Source organism: Rhizocola hellebori, from assembly GCF_016862955.1.
In the GTDB taxonomy this organism is placed as follows: Bacteria; Actinomycetota; Actinomycetes; order Mycobacteriales; family Micromonosporaceae; genus Rhizocola; species Rhizocola hellebori.
In genome coordinates, this window is the sequence record NZ_BONY01000014.1 from 91,194 (window position 1) to 109,192 (window position 17,999).

At 67.5% G+C, this 17,999-nt stretch carries 13 protein-coding genes and 1 pseudogene; 4 read left to right on the top strand and 10 right to left on the bottom strand.

Going from position 1 to position 17,999, the window contains the following annotated elements:
* Positions 1-354: 354 nt before the first annotated feature.
* Together Rhe02_RS13840 and Rhe02_RS13845 are read left to right on the top strand one after the other, a co-directional pair.
* Positions 355-966 (top strand): polysaccharide deacetylase family protein, encoded by a 612-nt coding sequence (locus Rhe02_RS13840; RefSeq protein WP_239123791.1) that lies wholly within the window; start codon positions 355-357, stop codon positions 964-966.
* Entirely contained in the window at positions 963-1,859 is an 897-nt protein-coding gene (locus tag Rhe02_RS13845; RefSeq protein WP_239123793.1) for a polysaccharide deacetylase family protein, read from the top strand. Before Rhe02_RS13840 ends, Rhe02_RS13845 begins: the two co-directional genes overlap by 4 nt.
* Positions 1,860-1,865: 6 nt before the next feature.
* Here the strand turns inward: Rhe02_RS13845 and Rhe02_RS13850 are convergent, their stop codons facing one another.
* The 3 genes and pseudogenes from Rhe02_RS13850 to bioB all read right to left on the bottom strand — a co-directional run bounded on the left by Rhe02_RS13850 (position 1,866) and on the right by bioB (position 4,115).
* Positions 1,866-2,960 (bottom strand): threonine aldolase family protein, encoded by a 1,095-nt coding sequence (locus tag Rhe02_RS13850; protein ID WP_203908588.1) that lies wholly within the window; start codon positions 2,958-2,960, stop codon positions 1,866-1,868.
* A pseudogene (bsaP, locus tag Rhe02_RS51130) lies at positions 2,953-3,117 on the bottom strand (biotin synthase auxiliary protein BsaP); the annotation flags it as partial. The gene Rhe02_RS13850 and the pseudogene bsaP, both read right to left, overlap by 8 nt.
* A gap of 2 nt (positions 3,118-3,119) precedes the next feature.
* Positions 3,120-4,115: a biotin synthase BioB gene (gene bioB / locus Rhe02_RS13855; RefSeq protein WP_203908589.1), complete on the bottom strand. Its 996-nt coding sequence runs from the start codon at positions 4,113-4,115 to the stop codon at positions 3,120-3,122.
* Here bioB and Rhe02_RS13860 point away from each other — a divergent pair.
* Positions 4,114-5,472, top strand: coding sequence for an 8-amino-7-oxononanoate synthase (locus Rhe02_RS13860; protein ID WP_203908590.1), 1,359 nt, complete (start codon positions 4,114-4,116; stop codon positions 5,470-5,472). The genes bioB and Rhe02_RS13860 overlap by 2 nt on opposite strands.
* The gene (gene bioD / locus Rhe02_RS13865; protein WP_203908591.1) at positions 5,451-6,143 is read left to right on the top strand and encodes a dethiobiotin synthase; all 693 of its coding nucleotides are present in this window, start codon (positions 5,451-5,453) and stop codon (positions 6,141-6,143) included. Before Rhe02_RS13860 ends, bioD begins: the two co-directional genes overlap by 22 nt.
* On the opposite strand, the gene Rhe02_RS13870 is transcribed toward bioD, so the two are convergent.
* The 7 genes from Rhe02_RS13870 to Rhe02_RS13900 all read right to left on the bottom strand — a co-directional run bounded on the left by Rhe02_RS13870 (position 6,133) and on the right by Rhe02_RS13900 (position 17,974).
* Positions 6,133-7,284: a cytochrome P450 gene (locus tag Rhe02_RS13870; protein WP_203908592.1), complete on the bottom strand. Its 1,152-nt coding sequence runs from the start codon at positions 7,282-7,284 to the stop codon at positions 6,133-6,135. The genes bioD and Rhe02_RS13870 overlap by 11 nt on opposite strands.
* Positions 7,285-7,359: 75 nt before the next feature.
* A complete protein-coding gene (locus tag Rhe02_RS13875; RefSeq protein ID WP_203908593.1) occupies positions 7,360-10,644 on the bottom strand; it encodes a S8 family serine peptidase in 3,285 nt (1,094 codons plus the stop codon).
* Positions 10,645-10,726: 82 nt separating this feature from the next.
* Entirely contained in the window at positions 10,727-12,169 is a 1,443-nt protein-coding gene (locus Rhe02_RS13880) for a hypothetical protein (protein WP_203908594.1), read from the bottom strand.
* A 54-nt stretch (positions 12,170-12,223) separates the two neighbouring features.
* Entirely contained in the window at positions 12,224-14,479 is a 2,256-nt protein-coding gene (locus tag Rhe02_RS13885) for a peroxidase family protein (RefSeq protein WP_239123795.1), read from the bottom strand.
* Positions 14,480-14,593: 114 nt separating this feature from the next.
* Positions 14,594-15,430, bottom strand: coding sequence for a response regulator transcription factor (locus Rhe02_RS13890; RefSeq protein ID WP_203908596.1), 837 nt, complete (start codon positions 15,428-15,430; stop codon positions 14,594-14,596).
* 88 nt (positions 15,431-15,518) lie between these two features.
* Positions 15,519-16,907 carry a beta-N-acetylhexosaminidase gene (locus Rhe02_RS13895; protein WP_203908597.1) on the bottom strand — a complete coding sequence of 463 codons (1,389 nt, stop codon included), beginning with the start codon at positions 16,905-16,907 and terminating at the stop codon, positions 15,519-15,521.
* Positions 16,904-17,974, bottom strand: a complete 1,071-nt coding sequence (locus Rhe02_RS13900; protein WP_203908598.1) for a LacI family DNA-binding transcriptional regulator — start codon at positions 17,972-17,974, stop codon at positions 16,904-16,906. Before Rhe02_RS13900 ends, Rhe02_RS13895 begins: the two co-directional genes overlap by 4 nt.
* Between the last annotated feature and the right edge of the window lie 25 nt (positions 17,975-17,999).

Here is a 17,999-nt window from a genome sequence, read left to right on the forward strand (position 1 = left end):
GACGAAGCTCTCGTGATTGGAGTTGCATGTCGCACGCCTGGGCTATCGTCAGGCTCGCACTTCCCCCAGCCCCCGGGAGGCCCCCCAGTGCGCATGCTCGTCGGTGTTTTCGCCGTGCTGGTCACAGCGGTGGGCTGTACCCAGACCCCGCCCGCTCCCCAGGATTCCCCGTCATCAATCTCTTCAAACCCCGGGCCTCCACTTTCTCCGTCGCCGTCGCCCACTCCTTCGCTGACGACGGCACCGTCCACTTCGCCGCCGCGGTCCACCCCGCCGCCGAAGCGGCCCACCGGTGGCCCGCAGACCCCTCCGCCGCCCGGCGTGATCCGTGGGTCCGGCCCGGGTGGCTCGATCATGTCCACCGGTTCCCAGGCGGTGGCGCTGACCTTCGACGACGGCCCGTACCCTGAGTACACACCGAACATTCTGGACTTGTTGCATACCAATGGGGTGAAGGCCACCTTCTGTGTGGTCGGCAAGCAGGTGCAGACCTATCCCGACCTGGTTCGCCGGATCGTTGCCGAGGGGCACACCCTCTGCAACCACACCTGGCGGCACGACCTCACGCTGGCCACGCTGGGTGAGGGCGCGATCCGGGACGATCTGGCCGCCACCAACCGGGCGATCCACGAGGCTGTGCCCCAGGCGAAGATCGGATACTTCCGGGCGCCCGGGGGCAACTTCGACGCCGCGTTGGTAAAGATCGCGTCGAGCATGGGCATGACCTCGCTCTATTGGCATGTCGACACACGCGACTGGGAGTACTCCAAATATCCGCAGGGCCAGGCCATGGCCAACAATGTGGTCTCGCAGGTGAAGCAGCACTCACGACCGGGATCCATCATCCTGGCCCACGACAAGTTGAAGCCGGACACAGTTATTGCCTTTGAGACCCTCTTGCCCTGGCTGAAGCAGCAGTACACGCTGATTGCGCTGCCCCCCGACGGAAAGTTGCCCCGGCCGTGATCTACCTCCGCGTCCTTGCCGTGCTTACAGCGACCCTGGCGCTGGCCGCGTGTGGACCACAGACCTCGACTGTCTCCCGGGCCGCGCCCAGCCCGACGCCGTCGGTGTCGCCTTCCCCGTTCGAGGTCGAGCCGGCCGCTATCGCCTCGCCGAGCCCCTCCCCGTCGCCCACGGTCAAGCCGAGCACCAAGCCTGCGCCCAAGCCACCCACGCCCATGGACTGCACCGGCACGGCCACCTCCGACCGCACGCAGGCAACCGGAACGGGCCCGTTCGGCACCGTCATCGCCACCGGCTCCATGGACGTCGCGCTGACTTTCGACGACGGACCCGACCCGGTCAACACGCCAAAGGTGCTGGACCTGCTCAAACAGTGCGGGCTGAAGGCGACCTTCTGCGTCAACGGCATCAAGGTCGCCAACGCGCGAAGCGTGATCGAGCGGATCCACAACGAGGGTCACACCTTCTGCAACCACACCTGGCGGCACATCCGTCAGCTGGGCAGCTACGGCCCCGACCTGATCCGGGAAGACCTGACGATGACGAACAACGCGATCAGGTCGGTGGTCCCGGACGCGAAGATCTCCTACTTCCGGGCCCCGGGCGGCGAGTGGACAGCCGACTATGTCTCGGTGGCGCGATCGATGGGCATGACCTCGTTGCACTGGCACCTGGACACCCGCGATTGGGAAAGCTCGCAGTACGGCAAGGGCTCGTCGATGGTCAACCACATAATCAACTACGTGGAGGGCTCGTGCCATCCCGGCTCGGTGATTCTGATGCACGACTATCAGAAGCCCGACACCACCGAGGCGCTGCGCACGATCATGCCGTGGCTCAAGGCGCGCTTTTCGGTGGTCGCCCTGCCCCGGGACGGGATGGCGTCGCCCTAGCCCCGGTCAGCGCTGGAAGACCTTGCGGGCCACCTCGGTGACCTGTTCGGCCGACCAGCTCAGCGCGCCCTGCAGGATGGTCACCTCGGCCATGGCCAGACCGGTCGGGGTCTGGTCGCGCCAGCCGCCGATGAACCAGACCTGCTCGGTCTCGGCCAGAGCCAGGTTGGCCTCATCGAGGGCGGCCGCGGTGCCCTCGACCCAGATCTGAAACTGGTGGGTATGGGGAGGATTGGGGTGCACCCGCACCCCGGGCAGTGCGCTCAGCGCGGCGGCGACCGTCTGCGCGTGCGCGACAAAGGAATCGAGCTGGGGCAGCACAGTGTCCAATCCGGACATCGCCGCGTAGATCGCCGGCCACTGCTGAAAGATGTTGCCTCCGTAGCGATGCCGCCACGCTCGTGCCTCGGCGATGAAGTCGGCCGGCCCGGCCAGCGCCGAGCCGGAGATCCCGCCGAGGGTCTTGTAGAAGGAGACGTAAACGCTGTCGGCGAGGCCGGCGATGGTGGCCAGATCCTGTCCAAGGTGGACGGTCGACTCCCAGAGCCGGGCCCCGTCGAAGTGAACGAAGGCGCCGCGGGCGCGGGCGGCGGCCACCACCTCGGTCAGCTCAGCGAAGCTGGCGGGCAGCAGGAAACCTGGCTCGCGCAGCGGAAGCTCGACGGTCAGTGTGCCGAAGCGCTCATCGAGCTTGGCCACCTCGTCGGGGGTGGGCTGGCGGGGCTCGCGGGTCACCCAGACCGGGCGCAGGCCGGTCAGGTGGACGTAGCCCTCCCGCTCATGCACCTCGAGATGGCTCAACGGGTGCATCGCCACCGCGTTGCTGCCGCTGCGGTCCGCCCACAGGCGCAGCGCCACCTGCTGGGCCATGGTGCCGCTGGGGAAGAAGGCCGCCGCGGGCTTGCCCAGCAGCTCGGCAACCCGCGTTTCGAGATCGCGCACCGGGCCGTCGCCGTAGGCGTCGGGCAGGGCGTCGAGGTCGAACCCGCCGGAGCGGAACGACTCCAGGCGTTGCGCCGCGGTCATCGGCAGGTGGCCGGACAGGGCGCGGGTGCAGGCCTGCCGCGCCAGCCAGCGTCGCTGGGCCTTGTCCTCAGCCATCTATCGCGCCGTGCTCAACGCAGGTGGCGCTCCAGCCGGACGGGACGACCTGAACCTTCAGCCGGCGACGGCAATGCCGGCAATAGCGCGGCGGCTCGAGCGCGCGTGCTTGCGCACACGCTTCGTGGACCCCCTCGTCACCGCACCGGTCGCAGTAGGTCATAGCGTCGCCGAGAGCGCTTTGACGGGCATCTTCAACTCCTGCAACAACTCCAGGTCGGCGGTGGCCGGCCTGCCGAGGGTGGTCAGGTAGTTGCCGACGATGACGGCGTTGATCCCGCCGAGCAGGCCGTCGCGGGTGCCGAGGTCGCCGAGGGTGATCTCGCGCCCACCCGCGTAACGCAGAATGGTCTTTGGCAGGGCGAGCCGGAAGGCGGCGATGGCGCGCAGCGCGTCCTTGGGGTCCATCACCGGCCGGTCGCCCAGCGGCGTGCCCGGCCGCGGGTTGAGGAAGTTCAGCGGAACCTCGTGCGGCTGCAGCTGCGCCAGTTGCGCGGCAAATTCGGCGCGCTGCTCAAGCGTCTCGCCGAGCCCGATGATGCCTCCGCAGCAGACCTCCATGCCCGACTCGCGGACCATCTTCAGCGTGGTCCAGCGCTCCTCCCAGGTGTGGGTGCTCACCACGTTCGGGAAGTAGGACTGGCAGGTCTCGAGATTGTGGTTGTAGCGGTGCACGCCCATGCTCACCAGGTCGTCGACCTGTTCCTGAGTCAGCATTCCGAGGCTGGCCGCGACATTGATGTCGACCGCCGCCTTGATGGCCGCCACCCCGTCGCGCATCTGCTTCATCAGCTTGGCGTCCGGCCCGCGCACCGCCGCCACGATGCAGAACTCGCTCGCCCCGGTGGCCGCGGTCTGCTTCGCCGCCTCCACCAGGGAGGGAATGTCCAGCCAGACGCTGCGTACCGGCGAGGAGAACAGGCCGGACTGGGAGCAGAAGTGGCAGTCTTCCGGGCAGCCGCCGGTCTTGAGCGACACGATGCCCTCGACCTCGACCTCCGGCCCGCACCAGCGCATGCGCACCTCGTGCGCCAGCTGGAGGGCGGCTTCGATCTCGTCGTCGGGCAGCTGGAGCACCTCCAGGATGCCGGCCTGGGTCAGGCCCACCCCCTGCTCGAGGACGGTTATACGGGCATGGTCAAGGATGGAGGCCATGTCGGTACCTTATAACGACTGGCTCGCCACTCTCACCCGTAAGGCAGCGTTACGCGAGCGGGCGGGTTTGCGCCGCTCAGTGGCTGCTCGGGGGCCAGCGATAGATCTCGCCGGCAATGATTACCTCGGCCTTTCAAGCGATTCTCGAGTGCTGGCCGCCGCTGCCAAGGCGCTCTCGGAGTTCGGTTTAGGAGCAACAGCCTCTCGTCTGGTACGAGGGACGACCGGCCTTCATCTCGAGCTGGAAGAGGCCCTCGCGGAGTGGATCGGCACGCAACGGGCCCTGGTCTACTCGTCGGGGTACCTGGCGAACCTGGGCGCCATCCGGGCGCTGGCGAGCCTCACGCCGAACACTCTGATCGTCTCCGACGCCCACTGCCACGCCTCGATGATCGACGGCTGTCGCCTCTCCCGCGCCGAGACGGTCGTCTTCGAGCACGGCAACGCGACCCATGCCGCGTCCTTGCTGCAGCCAGGCCGCCTCAACGTGATCCTCACCGAGTCGGTCTTCTCGGTCGACGGTGACCTGGCCCCGCTGCGCGAGCTGCACGCGGCGGCCAGGGCTCACGGCGCTTTGCTGCTCATCGACGACGCCCACGGCCTGGGAGTCCTTGACGCGACCCGCTTTCTGGCGGGGGAACCGGACGTCGTCATCACTGCCACCCTGTCCAAGGCGCTCGGCGGTTCCGGCGGAGTGGTGGCCGGCCCGGCCCCGCTCATCGACCACCTGATCGACACCGGCCGCACCTTCATCTTCGACACCGCCCTCCCGCCCGCTGTCGCCGCCGGCGTCCTCACGGCGTTGAGCATCGCCCGAGACGCCGACGACCTGCGCGCCGAACTCCACCGCCGTGCCGCCCTCCTCGCCGCCCTCCCCGGCTCCTCCTTCCCCACCCTGCCCGCGGCACTCGGTCCCACTGCGCCGGGCTCCCTCCCTGCCGCACCAACCGCCCTTGGCCCTGACGCGCCAGCCGCTTTCGCCGCCTCGGCGTCTACCCCGCTTGGCGGCGTGTCTGCGCCAACGGCCTCTAGCGCCATTGAGTCGGCCGCTTTCGACGGCGCCGCGACTGCCGCGCTTGGGGGTGTGTCCGCCTTTCTGGGCCGTGCAACGGGTGGTGGTGCCATGGCGACAACCCCGCCGGGGGGAGTGGTTTCGCTGACGGCGCCGGGGGCGCAGGAGGCGGTGGCTTGGGCGGCGGCGTGCCGGTCGAAGGGGATCGCGGTTGGGTGCTTCCGGCCACCGTCCACTCCGGACAATCGATCGCGGTTGCGGCTGACCGTGAACGTTGGTGTGCCTGAGGAAGAGTTCCTGGAAGCGCTGGAGGTGATCGAGCTTTGCCGCCCATCACAGGGGTAGCCATCGTCACCGGGACCGATACCGGTGTCGGCAAAACCGTTGCCACCGCAGCGATCGCGGCCGCCGCGATGCGAGCCGGGATGGAGGTCGCGGTCATCAAGCCGGCCCAGACCGGGGACGACTCCGACGAGTCGGTGGTGCGTGAACTCGCTGCCCCGACCATGGTGACCACGCTGGTTTCCTATCCGGACCCGTTGGCGCCGCTGGCCGCCGCGCGGGTAGCCGGGCTAGCGCCGCTGGAGCTGCAGACCGTCATCGACGCGGTCGCCCGGATCGCGGAGGATCACGATCTGGTGCTGGTGGAAGGGGCGGGCGGGTTGCTGGTGCCGATGGGTCCGAAGTGGACGGTTGCCGACCTGGCGCAGGAGGTGCAGGCACCGGCGATCGTCGTCGCCCGCGCCGCGCTGGGCACCCTGAACCACACCGCGCTGACCATGGAAGCCTTGCGGCACAGGGAAATCCAGCCCTATCTGATCGTCGGCGCGTGGCCGGCCGAGCCGGAGACGGTGCACTTCACCAATCTGGAGGACTTCGGGCTGCCGCTGCACGGGATGCTGCCCGAGCGGGCGGGGGCGATGGAGCCGGGTGTGTTCCGGCGCAGCGCGCCCGGCTGGCTGACGCCCACGCTCTACGGCTCCTGCGATGACCCGCGCGAGCTTGCTAGCGAGTGACCACGAACGAGTCGGGCATCCGGAAGCTGAGGTTCTGAGGGCACCACGGCTCACGCACCACGCGAACCCGGCGCAACAGCGAGGCGGTCTGCGCCACCACGACCCCGGCTTCCATGCGCGCGAGCTGTGCGCCCACGCAGCGGTGCGCGCCCGCGCCGAAGGCGAGATGCTTTCGCGAGCCTGGCTGACCGGGCACCAATTCGGGACCGGCAACGCTATGCCCGGCATGCGACAGCCACAGCACGATGCTTCGCCCCTGCGGCACGCGCACCCCCTCGAAAGTCACGTCGCGGGTGGCCGTCCGCCGCCAGGTCGGAATCGGCGGCACCAGCCGCAGGCCCTCCTCGACGACGTCCTCCACGCGAATCACGTTGCCGGCCAAGCCATCTAGCACCGCCGGTTCGCCGGTAAGGCGGTGCATCAGCAGGGTGAGGAACTGCGATGTGGTCTCCTGCCCCGCCACGAGAAGGAAGAAAAGCGCCCCGATCGGGGTATCGGGATGCAGCCCGGCCAGCTTGGCGTGCTCCCTGAGCTCGCCCACCATGCCACCCGCTGTGGCCGCGAAGTCGCGCAACACCAAGTGAAATCGGCCCACTATCCCGGCCAGCTCCACCTGCCGCGCCTCCTGCACGGGCGCCCAGAACAGCTCGAGCGCGGCCCGGGAGAACTCCTTGACCATCGCCGCGGGCACCTCGGGCAGCTCGACCAGCCGGGCCAGCACCAGCAGCGGGAGGTCGGCGGCCAGCTCGGCGTAGAGGTCGACGGCCTCGCCGGCGTCGAGGCGTTTGGTCAGGGCGCGCACCCTTTCCTGTACCAAATCGGAAAGCCAAGGACGAAGGGCGTTGACCCGATCGAGGCTGAGCGCCGCGGCGGTGATTGCACGGATGCGGGGATGGGACAGCGAGCCGTTGTTGGCAAGCGTCGCCGGGAGCCGGAATCTGTGCCCCGCCAACACCCGCAGCGCACTGACCGGCATCGGGCTGATCGCATCAAGGGCGTTGCCCGGCCCGAAGGTGTCCGGGTCGGCCAGCACCTGCCGGATCAGCTTCGGCGCGGTGACCACCAGATGCGCCACCCCGACATGGTCGGTGACCTGCGCCACAGACGGCTGCTCGGCGCGCTCATCCCATCGGAACAACACCGGATCACCGTACCGTCAGCCGCTCGATGACGACCGGGACGCCAGGTGGTCGCCTGACGTCCCGGTCCTAGCGGATCAGCCGAAACGGTACGCGTTGATGATGGTTTGCTCGACGGTGTTGCCGCGGTTGTCATTCGCGTTGGCACGCAGCGAGACGAACCCGGTGCCGCCGGGATGGGTCACCCGCACCGAGTTCCCGGCCACCGGGGCCGGTCGCCAGGTGACGCCGCCGTCGAAGGAGACCTCGACCCGCAGGCCGCGCAGGTGCCCTGCATTCGATCCGGGTGCGGCAACCGCCGCCACCGGAATGCTGAACGCGCGGCCGGCCGGTGCGGTGTTGCGCTCGTCCAGCGCCGGGCTGAAGCCGATCGTCCACAGTGGAAGGTTGGTGGTGCCGGCCGAGTGACCGGATCGGAACGTCCACACCCCACTGACTTTGGTCGATAGGGTGGGGCCGGGTGTCCGCTGGACATCGACCTCCACCCGGTACCGGCCCGATGCGGCCGGGACGGTGAAGTCGCCCGCGATGTCGGAGACCTCGCCGACCTTCACCCCGTCCTTGAAGAGCGCGGTCCGCGCGGTGGTGTACATGGCGATGCCCGTGCGCCCTTGCCCGTCACCATGCATCGGCACGAACACGTGGATCCGATCGCCGGTGCGGGTGGAGACGAGCTGGGGATCGCTGGGTTTGCCCACCGCAGGGCCGAAAACGGCCTCGTTCCAGTCTTCGTGGTAGGTGCGGCCGGCCCGATAGGTCTGCGGCTGCTGGAGCATAGCCGCCTGGGGTTCGCCCGTGCTGGAGTCCTCTTCGAACACCGACATCCAGGCAGCGCCGCCGTCGGTGTTGAAGTATTCGGTACGGGTGAACGGCAGCTCGAACGGCAACCCCACCGCCGGTGGGAAATCGATCTCGCCCGGCACGATCGCCCAAGCACCCTTGAACGCGAGACCGCCCGTGTCCTGTACCGAATGGTGGGCGACAACCGTTGCCAGATCCCGGTCGCGGACCACTTGGGTGGCACCGGTCACCATGCGGCCCTGGGTGATCCAAGCCAGGTTGTACACGACCGGGCTGTTGACGGGCTGACCCTCGCTATCCAGCCGTGCCCAGGTGCCGCCGACCTGTGCGTGGAAACCATCGACGCGCTGCGGCGGGCCGAGCGCGAGCGACTGGATCCCGTCCAGGGTTTCGCCGAAGAGACCAATGGAGAACGGGCCATCGGGCGTGGCGGTGGTGCCGGTCACCTGCCCGAAGACCTGCGCCTGCCCGGGTCGCGGCAATGTGATGGAGAAGGGTTTGCTCAGCCGGGCGTCGAAGGCGACGGTCTTGCTCGCGGTCAGCTCCAGCTTTGGCTGCACGCCGAAGGTGAGCACGGGTGGGGCCTCGGGGTCCTCAGTAAAGTCCGCCTGCAAGGCGAACAGGGCGTAGGTGCCTCGCGGCAGGCGGATGCTTGCCGTCTGCTGATCGGTGAACAGCTCGAAGAAACCGGACTGGTCTGTCCGGACTATCAGAGTGTCATGCAGATCCGGGGCCTGTCCTTCACGGTTGGTCTGCGCCATGGTCAGGTCATAGCTTTCGACCTCCCGGTCGACCGCGAATGGGGTCTGTACCACCGTGTTCGGCGCGGTGGCGACGAGCCGGCCCTGGCCGTAGCCGTCGAGTGACCCCACCCGGGTGTCCGCCGTCATCGTCACCGATGCCTGGCCGCCCGCGGGCACGGTCAGGGTGGTCGCGCTGAGCGTGAACATGCCCGCGGGGGCCGGATTGCCGTCCGGGCCTTGGGCGTTGGCCGCGATCGAGAGCGTGACTTCAGCCGCGCCGATGTTGCGGTAGGTCAGCGTCTTCGTCACCGGGGTGTCGTCGTTGTGCGGCCAGACCTGGCGGCCAAAGCTGACACTCGGTGGATCGACCAGGATCGACTGGTTGATCGCGCGGGCCACATCGACCCGTCCTGCCCCCTGCTCGAATGCGGTCTGCGCCGAGTGCGGAGCCGCCGAAGCCATTAGTGTCGCCTTGAGCTGGGCAGCGGAGAAGTCGGGCCGGCGCTGGGCGAGGATCGCCGTAGCACCCACCACATGCGGTGTGGCCATCGAGGTTCCGGAGGCGGAGAAGTAGTAGTTACCGGGACCGCCTCCGGCGGAGGTGCTGAACGCGGCGACCACCGCCACGCCCGGCGCGGTGATGTCCGGCTTGAGCGCGGAGTCGCCGATCCGCGGCCCGCGGCTGGAGAATTCCGCCAGCTCGTTGCTCTTGTCTACAGCGCCGACGGTCAACGCGGCGTCCGCGCTGCCCGGTGAGGCCACCGTGTTCGGCTGTGGCCCGCTGTTGCCCGCGGCGATCACGAACAGCGTTCCGTACTGATCGGTCAGCGTCTGCACGGCCTGCTCGATCGGGTCGAGCTCAGGGGTGTCGGGACCGCCCAGGCTCATGTTCACCGCGGTCGCGCCGTTCTCGGCGACCCACTGCATTCCGGCGAGGATCCACGACTCGGCGCAGCCGAAGACCGCACATACCTTGCCGGCCAACAGTTTGGCGCCGGGTGCGACCCCCCGGTACCGGCCGCCCGAGGCGGCGCCGGTGCCGAGAATGGTGGACGCCACGTGGGTGCCGTGCCCTTCGAGGTCCTCGTCGGGTTCGAGGCCCTCGGTGAAGTTCATGCTCGCAGCAATCTGCCCGGCGAGGTCGGGATGGGTCCCGTCGGCGCCACTGTCCAGCAGGCCGACCGTCACGCCGGTGCCGTCGAACCCGGCCTGCCAGGCCACCGGCGCGCCGATCTGCGGCACGCTGACGTCCAGGGCGTGCTGGCGCAGCCCGTCGAGCCAGATCTTCCCGACGCCGGCGTCAAGAGTGCCGGCCCCCTTGGTGAGACCGGCCCAGAAGGTGGTGTCGGCAGCGGCCCGCAGCGCGAAACCGTTGACCGCGCGCAACTCCCGGACCACCTGCGCGCCCGCGCCGGCAACCGACGCACGCGTGCTTGTGTTGGTGACGATCAGCGGCAGGTCCTTGCGCTTGTCGTACCCGAACTCCAGCAGCGTCGTCACATCGAACAACCGCCGGTCGACCCGGCCGGTGTGGATCAGCCGCAGTGCGTCGGACGGGATCACCTGCAGGTGCCCACCGACCTGGGCGGTGACGAACCTGATGGCGTCCCGCCCCTTCCCCCGTCGAATCGACATCTTGCCGTCGCCTGCAACGGACACCTGATCTCCGGTGATGAGCGTGACCGTGCGACCCGTCAGCGCGGCTGACGATCCCCCCGTGGCCACGGATCCGGCTGGAGCAGCTGCGCTGCTCGCGCTCTGCCCCAGCGAGATCAAAAGGGCGACGACCAGCAAGCCGCCGCCCACACGCCTATCCATGGATACCCCCATTGTGATCAATGCGATGCATCTACATTCGTAGACATCGTCGAGGATACCCAGTATGCACAAGTGCTCGATATCAGGTGTTTCCCTTAGCCGGAGCGGCGACGAAGGCGGAGGTGCCGGTGCGGGCGATCTCGCCGGGGCGCGGCAGGGAGTCCTTGGCGGCTTCCCAACGCGAGATGACCACTCCTTCGGCGACCTCGGTGGGGGTGCAGATGAAGTCGGCGGTGGCGATGAAGCGCCATTTCGGATCGCGGAGACAGGCCCGGAAGCCGTCGCGGTGAGCCCAGTAGAGCAGGCCGGTGACTTCCGGGCCGATGTATGGGTCGGCGATCTCGATGACCAGGGGATGGCCGGCGGCATGAGTTTTCAAGGCGTGCAACGTTTGCGGCACGGACGGGTAGTTGTCGCCGACTCCGCTGCGGACGCCGGGAACCAGGGCGAGGACGAGAACGGTGGCCAGAAGCGGTGCGTGGTAACGAGGTGCGGGCAGGCGCTCGGCGAGCCAGGCCAACGGTGCGGCGAGCATGAAGATGGGCACGGACCAGTAGAAGTAGCCCATGTAGGGGTGGCTCAGATCGTCGATGCCGGCGTAGGCGTAGAAGGCGAGCAGCAGGGTGACCAGGCCGCACAGGCAAAGGCCCGCGCGCACAAACGGCTCCCGGACGAAAGCGGTCGCGACGGCAATAGCGGTGACCACGAAGACCCCGGCTATCACCGGGGTCGCGAAGGGCCACCAGTACCACAAAACATAGCCAAGAGAAGAGGTGACCGAGTGACTGCCCGCGGAGTCGGAACTGCCGTAACCGAAGTATTTGCCGAACTCGCCCGGCCAATGCAGAAAGGTGTTGAGCGCCAGCGGAATCAGGAACACCGCGAAGACGCCCGCGGCGATCGCCCAAGCCCGGCGGTCGAAACCGTGCCGGTAGCGCAGCCAGGCCAGCGCGCAACCGGCCACCACCGGCACGAAGAGGAGGAAGACCACGTGCCCGTGGATGAGCAGGCCGCCGCTGAGCGCGACCGCCCAGAGGTGCTCGGCACGACCAGCCGCCACCGACGCCGAGGCGACCAGCAGGAGCAGGAAGGAAAGGACGTAGACGAACGGCATCCAGGCGTCGGTGAGGATTCCGGGATGCCAGGCGATGAGCCCGGCCAAGAGGAGAATCGCCCAGCCCGCGCGGAAGTGGCTCGCCATGATGAAGGCGATGACGGTGAGCAGAGCCGCGTTCATCGCGTAGATCGCGAGCAGCTGCCCGTTCCACGGGGTCGGCACGAGGCCGAGCAGGTCGTGGAATCCGGCTTCGCCGGCGGCCTGGAGGTAGAAGTAGGCCGGGCCGGGATGGCTGAAGCCCTGCCGCGAGTAGTTGCCGACGAGCAGGCCGAAATGCTTGGCCTGCCCAATGATGATCGAATTGGCGCCACTGTCGCCGAGCTCGTAGAGCGGCGTGGTGAACAGGAATCGATTGCGAAAGACGAGCACGCCGAACACAGCGGCGAACACGGCGGCCCAGCTTCTCACCACGACAGGTTACGGGGGCGATGCCTGTTTCAAGACATCGCCCCGCGCGTCAGATCAGCTCACCACGCACGGCATGTTGTTGAGCGTGAAACTCATCGGTTCCGCGTTGGTGGCGTTGTCCCAGGTACTGATACCGCCGAATTGGCGGGTACCTCCGTTGGGCGCGATGGACTGGTTGTAGTTGACCGGGTTGGTGACCGTCACATTCGGGCCGCTCTGGCTGACCACCCCGTCCCAGATCTGGGTCATGTTCTGGCCGGTGGGGTACTTCCAGCGCAGGTTCCAGCCGTTGATGGTGTTCGGGCTCAGGTTGGTCACCACCATGGTGTACTGCGTGAAGCCGGTCCACGACGTGAAGATGTCGTAGTCGACGCGGCAGCGGGCCGACGCGATCTCGGCGTCTTCGACGAGGAAGACGTTGTCGTTCATCTCCGCGCGGGGGATGTCGGTGTTGAGCGCGATGATGTCGCCGAGGTTGCGGTGGAAGTCGATTCCGTAGGTGCTGAGGATGTAGCTCAGACCGGGATCGTTGCCGTAGAAGAAACGGTCGCCGTCGCGCAGGCGCTCAAACTCCCGCTTCCAGATGGCCAGCTGTAGCTCGCCCATGTCCGCACCAGGGACGTGCTGCTCGGCCACCATGCCGGTGAACGCGTCGATGTTGTTCACCGAACCGTAGATGGCCCTTAGCCTGGCGGCGGTGGTGCTGCGCCGTACGCCGCGGGTGCCGGTGGCGTCGGCCTCTTCGCTGCCCAGCGTGACCGGGTCGCCGCCGAAGTTGAACAGCTGCGTGAAGTCGACGCTGTTGGGGTTGTCAACACCCGAGCCGCCCGGGAAGTTCTCGGTGGACTCACCGGTGATTGAGGTGAACGAGGTCTTCGCCGGCAGCCCGTAGGCCTGCCTCATCTGGTTGTACGAAGGCATGCCGTGGTCGCGGCCACGTTCGACGTCGATCGCGCCCAGGTCGACGACTCCCCGGAAACATTCCGGAAGTGTTGGGCCGTCGAGGCATTCCGGGTTGCCCGGCACGGGAACCTGGAACAGCACGCTGCGCAGCTGGTTGTCGATCTGCTCGTCGTTCTTGTACTCGGATTCCAGCCCGATGCCCTGCAGCAGCGGGCCCAGCTGCACCTGACCGATCAGGTCGGGGTTGAAGAACGCCACGTTGAGCGGGATGGCGATTTCGATCTCGTCGCCGTCGATGGCGAGCTCGACGCCCTGTGCGGCCAAGGCATCCAGCGTTTGCTGGCTGTACCGGTCGACCTCGGCCTCCAGCTCGATCTCACCGTGGATCATGCTGTGCGCACGATAGCCGACGGTGGCGAACTCATTGCTCAAGGCGGTGTTGATGTTCGTCTTGTAACCGGCGTAGGGAGCCAGGTTCACTCCCATCGCGGGCAGGAATTCGTGGTAGGTGACGGCCTGCTGCTCGGCGATGACGATCCGGCGGGCGATCTGGAATCTGTCCTCCTGCGACAGTGAGGTGGGCAGCAGGGAGACGATCCGGTTGTGCTCGCGGGCAAACAGGGTGTGGGTGGCGGTCAGAGCGACGTTCTCGTTGGCGCGCACATCGCCGGCGACCACGGCCCGGTTGGGGGTGGCGCGCAGTCTGCCGTCGATCTCGGTCGGGGGTGCGGTGGCGGGGTTGCCACGCGCGTCGCGGGTGGGCAGCAGCCCGCCGGGCATGAGCAGACGTGCGCCGTTGTTGGCGGGATTGCCGTCTGCGGAGCCCTCGCGCAGCCAGTCGAGTCTAGAGTTCGTGCCACCGTAGACCGCGAAGGCGTCGAGGTAGGAGCTGACGGTGTTCACCTGCTGGCGGGCATTGGTGACACCGGTGCCGCTAGCCGCTGCGGAACGGCTGAAGCCGATGACGCCGAGGGTGTTGGTGAAGTCCTCCAACGGATCGGCGGAGTTGAAGGGGATGTTGGCCGTGCCGCCGTTTGGATCCCCAGTGGCGCCGCCCAAGCGCAAACCGAAGGTGTGGTCGAGGAACTGACCCCACGTGAAGCCCCATTGCGTCACGGCGCGCTCGGAGAAGATGTTCTGACTGGTGTCGTTGAAGACCCGGTTGCTGATATAGCGGGAGTTGGGCCCGGCAACGGGTTGGCTGCGACCGTCGGCGTAGCGGGCGGCTGCCACGCGCGAGTAGTTGGTGCCCGCCTGACCCCAGGTGGGGTTGGCGACGTTGTTGCCGCTGCCGTTGAGGCTCTGGATGGGGAAGGGAACCGCGGCCTGCGACGGCACCTGGCCGACGAAGGAGGCGAAGCCCAGCATCAAGGCCGCGGCCAGGTAGATGGGTCTGCGGTGCCTCATTTCTGCTCCGATCATCGGAGAATGGAAATGCTTAAACACCGTAACGCTAGGTTTCTTAACAATTCCCGACCAGGAGCCAATAGCACCTAAGGGGACGACTCTACCTTAAGGGACTCATTGCCCTTCCGGAATTAATCCGTGCGCTCTGGCGACGGCAAGAGCTTGGGCCCGGTTGTGCACGTTGAGCTTGCGGTAGAGCAGGGACAGCTGTGCCTCCACCGTCTTGGGCGCCACTCCGAAGGTGGTAGCCATCTGGCGCACGCTGGAGCCGTGCGAGGACAGCTTGAGGATCTCGTACTCACGCCGGCTCAGCCCCGGGATGGCGGCGAGCCGGGAATCCGCAACGGAGTTGGGGCGCGCGTCGAGTATCCCAAGTGGAGCGATCGCCCCGACCGCGGCCGCCTGGCTGTGGGTGCCGAGCTTGGCGTAGATGCGGCGCTTGTGGTTTTCGACGCTGCGCGGCGCGATGTCGAGCCGGTCGGCGATCTCCGGCGCGGTCAGCCCGGAGCCCACCATCGCCAGCACTTCGACCTCGCGTTCGGTGAGGCGGGCCGACCGGGCCACGGCCCGTGAGGTTTCGCAACGGCTGGAACAATCGTTGAGAAGAGCGAGAAGACCGCTCAGCCCCCGGGAGTGCGGAAAGTAGCGCCAGCCCCGGTTGTCCTGGGTCACGTCGTCGCCGGGCAGGTCGTCGCAGAGTATGACGATTGAGTTGACGGAGGAACGCGCGGTCATCCAGCGCAGCTGGCCTATCGTGCCATCGAGATCGGCGGAGGCGTCCACCACTGCGGTGTCGGGTTGGCGAAGGCGGCAAAGGCTTGCCAGTTGGGCCCATTGTTGGGTGTGCCCAACAACTGACAGGCCGGGCTGGGTGGCTAGACACCAGGAAAGCGCCTCGCTGACAAGACGTCTTGCCGAGTGCACTGCCACTGTCATAGGGACGGCGGCCACGGCCTGAGCCTAGGACAACGAAGTCAAGAATTTAAGTGATTGATTCGAATGTTTTAAGGTGGGCACACGTCATTAACACGTCAGCAACTTAGCGCGGACGGTAGTTCACTCCCAGGTCGCGCAGCAGATCAAGATGGCTGGGCAGTCTCGCCGAAAAGTCGGCGTAGTCGGCCTTACCCCAGCCGATCTCGGCGAGCGCGGCCAGTCTCGGGAAGGCGCGCCACTCCACCAGCTCGGGGGCGGGCAGGTATTCGGTCCACAGGTTGCCCTGCACTCCGGTGACATCCCCCGGCTCGAAGGCGTAGGCCTTCTCCAGCGGGAGGTACCCCTTGATCGCCACCGGCTCGTCGGACCGAGCGGACTCGGCCCAGTCGAAGTAGGCGTGTTCCTGCGGGCAGGAGACGGCAGCATAGCCCGCCTCCCGGGCCGCCGGCGCCCGCGCCGCGTTGCGCCAGCCGAAGAAGAGCAGGTCCTTGGGCGGGTTGGTCTCGAGCAGCTCGTCCCAGACCGCCACCATGCGCCCGCGCCCGGCCAGGTGGGCCTGGAGCCGGCCGATCCACCAGCCCAGCAGATCGTCCACTTCGGACAGCCCCAGCTCCTTGACCCGCGCCTGTACCGCCGGATTGATGCGCCATTCCTGAGAGCGAACCTCGTCGCCGCCAAGGTGTACATAGGCGAAAGGGAAGACGTCGACCACCTCGTCGAGGACGGCCTTGAAGAAATCGACGGTCGCCTCATCGGTGTTGAGCACGATGTCGTGGATGCCCCACCGGGTGGAGACCTCCACCGGCCGGGCGGGATTGTTGCCGAGCTCGGGATAGGCCGCGATGGCGGCCTGGGTGTGCCCGGGAAGATCGATCTCCGGCATGATCTCGACGCCCCGGCGCAGACCGTAGGCCACCAGATCCTTGAGCTGTTCCTGGGTGTAGAAGCCGCCGTGTGGCTGGCCGTCCCACTCGTAGGCGGTGTAGTGGCCGCGCACAGACTCCTTGCGGTGAGCGCCCACTTCGGTCAGGCGCGGGTAGCGCTTGACCTCGAATCGCCAGCCCTGGTCATCGGTCAGGTGCAGATGCAGCCGGTTGAGCTTGTGCAGGGCGAGCAGATCGACATAGCGGTAGAGGAACTCCAGCGGCAGGCACCAGCGGGCCACATCGAGCAGGCTGCCCCGCCACGGGTAGCGCGGAGCGTCCACAATATCCATATAGGACAAGGTGCCGCCCTGCTCGTGAAGGAGCTGGCGCAGCGTCTGCACCGCCCACTTGAGGCCGGTCTCGCCGCCCTCGACGGTCAGGCCCTCCTCGCCCACCCGCAGGCAGTAGCCCTCTTCCCCATGGGTTTCGGTCACCGACCAGGTGCCCGCGACCGGCAGGCCCAACTCGGCTAGCAGGTCGGCGGTGGCCTGCGGGCCAAAGAAAACCTGACCGCGCAGTGTGACATTGCCTTGACCGCCAACAACCTGTGACGGGAGGGGGATCATCTGTCAATTCTCCTAGCGACCGAATCTCTGACTACTACGTGCGTGCCGAGAATGGTCTCCCGGCCGAGCTGGGCACGTGAGTCTAGCGCCAGGCGTACCGCTGTGCGGCCCAGCTCTTCGGCTGGTATGTGCACGGTGGTCAGGGGAGGCCACAAGTGGGCGGCCATCGGCGCGTCGTCGTAGCCGACTACTGAAACGTCTTCCGGGATGCCCAAGCCGGCCTCGCGCAGCGCCCTGACGGCGCCGGCGGCGCAGCCGTCATCGCTGGCGACGATCGCGGTGGCCGGAAGCGGGCCGCGCTTGAGCAACTGCCGCGTTCTTTCGTAGCCGAAATGGGTACCAAATGAGCCTTGTTGGAGAAGCTCTTTGTCTGGGGTGATACCGCGATCGCGCAGCGCTCGCCGCCAGCCCGCGACCCGGGGATCGCTGGTGGTGAAGCCTTCCACGCCACCGAGGAAGAGGACCCGCTCGTGCCCGGCGGACAGGACGTGGCTGGTGGCGGCATAGGCGCCGCCCTCGTTGTCGTAGTGGGCGACCAGCGCGGGCACGTCCGGACCCAGACCCGGCCGTCCACATAGGACGAGCTTGGACCCGGCGCTGTCAAGTGCTTGCGCGTATTGGGCAAGCTGTTTGCGGTAGCCAAGGGTCTCCACCACACCGCCGACGATGATGACCGCGTCGGCCCCGTGTTCGCGCATCATTTTCACGTAAGCCAGCTCGCGGTCGGGGTCGGCGCCGGTGGTGCAGACCACGCAGAGCCGTCCGTCCTGGGCCGCCTGCTGCTCGACGCCCTGGATCACATGGGCATAGAAGGGCGTCGTCACGTCCCGGGTCAGGATCGCCACCGTCTTCTGGCTCACCCCGGCCAATGCACGGGCGTGGACATTGACTACATAGTCGAGGTCTTTGACCGCGCGCAACACCCGAGCCCGGGTCGGGGGCGCGATCGGGTAGTTGCCCGCGAGCACGCGTGACACGGTGGCCACAGAGACCCCGGCCAGGGCCGCTACGTCCCGGATGGTGCTTCGGCGCTCGCCATCGGCCTGTTCAACAGGCTTGCGCGGCATTGTCCACCCTCATGTTTCGGTAACC

What these genes read in the sequence shown, in the direction of transcription:
- bioB (WP_203908589.1), bottom strand. Translation starts at nt 4,115, where the DNA reads ATGGCCTCCATCCTTGACCATGCCCGTATAACCGTCCTCGAGCAGGGG.
- Rhe02_RS13885 (WP_239123795.1), bottom strand. Translation starts at nt 14,479, where the DNA reads ATGAGGCACCGCAGACCCATCTACCTGGCCGCGGCCTTGATGCTGGGC.
- Rhe02_RS13840 (WP_239123791.1), top strand. Translation starts at nt 355, where the DNA reads ATGTCCACCGGTTCCCAGGCGGTGGCGCTGACCTTCGACGACGGCCCG.
- Rhe02_RS13875 (WP_203908593.1), bottom strand. Translation starts at nt 10,644, where the DNA reads ATGGATAGGCGTGTGGGCGGCGGCTTGCTGGTCGTCGCCCTTTTGATC.
- Rhe02_RS13895 (WP_203908597.1), bottom strand. Translation starts at nt 16,907, where the DNA reads ATGATCCCCCTCCCGTCACAGGTTGTTGGCGGTCAAGGCAATGTCACA.
- Rhe02_RS13900 (WP_203908598.1), bottom strand. Translation starts at nt 17,974, where the DNA reads ATGCCGCGCAAGCCTGTTGAACAGGCCGATGGCGAGCGCCGAAGCACC.
- Rhe02_RS13860 (WP_203908590.1), top strand. Translation starts at nt 4,114, where the DNA reads ATGTCGGTACCTTATAACGACTGGCTCGCCACTCTCACCCGTAAGGCA.
- Rhe02_RS13850 (WP_203908588.1), bottom strand. Translation starts at nt 2,960, where the DNA reads ATGGCTGAGGACAAGGCCCAGCGACGCTGGCTGGCGCGGCAGGCCTGC.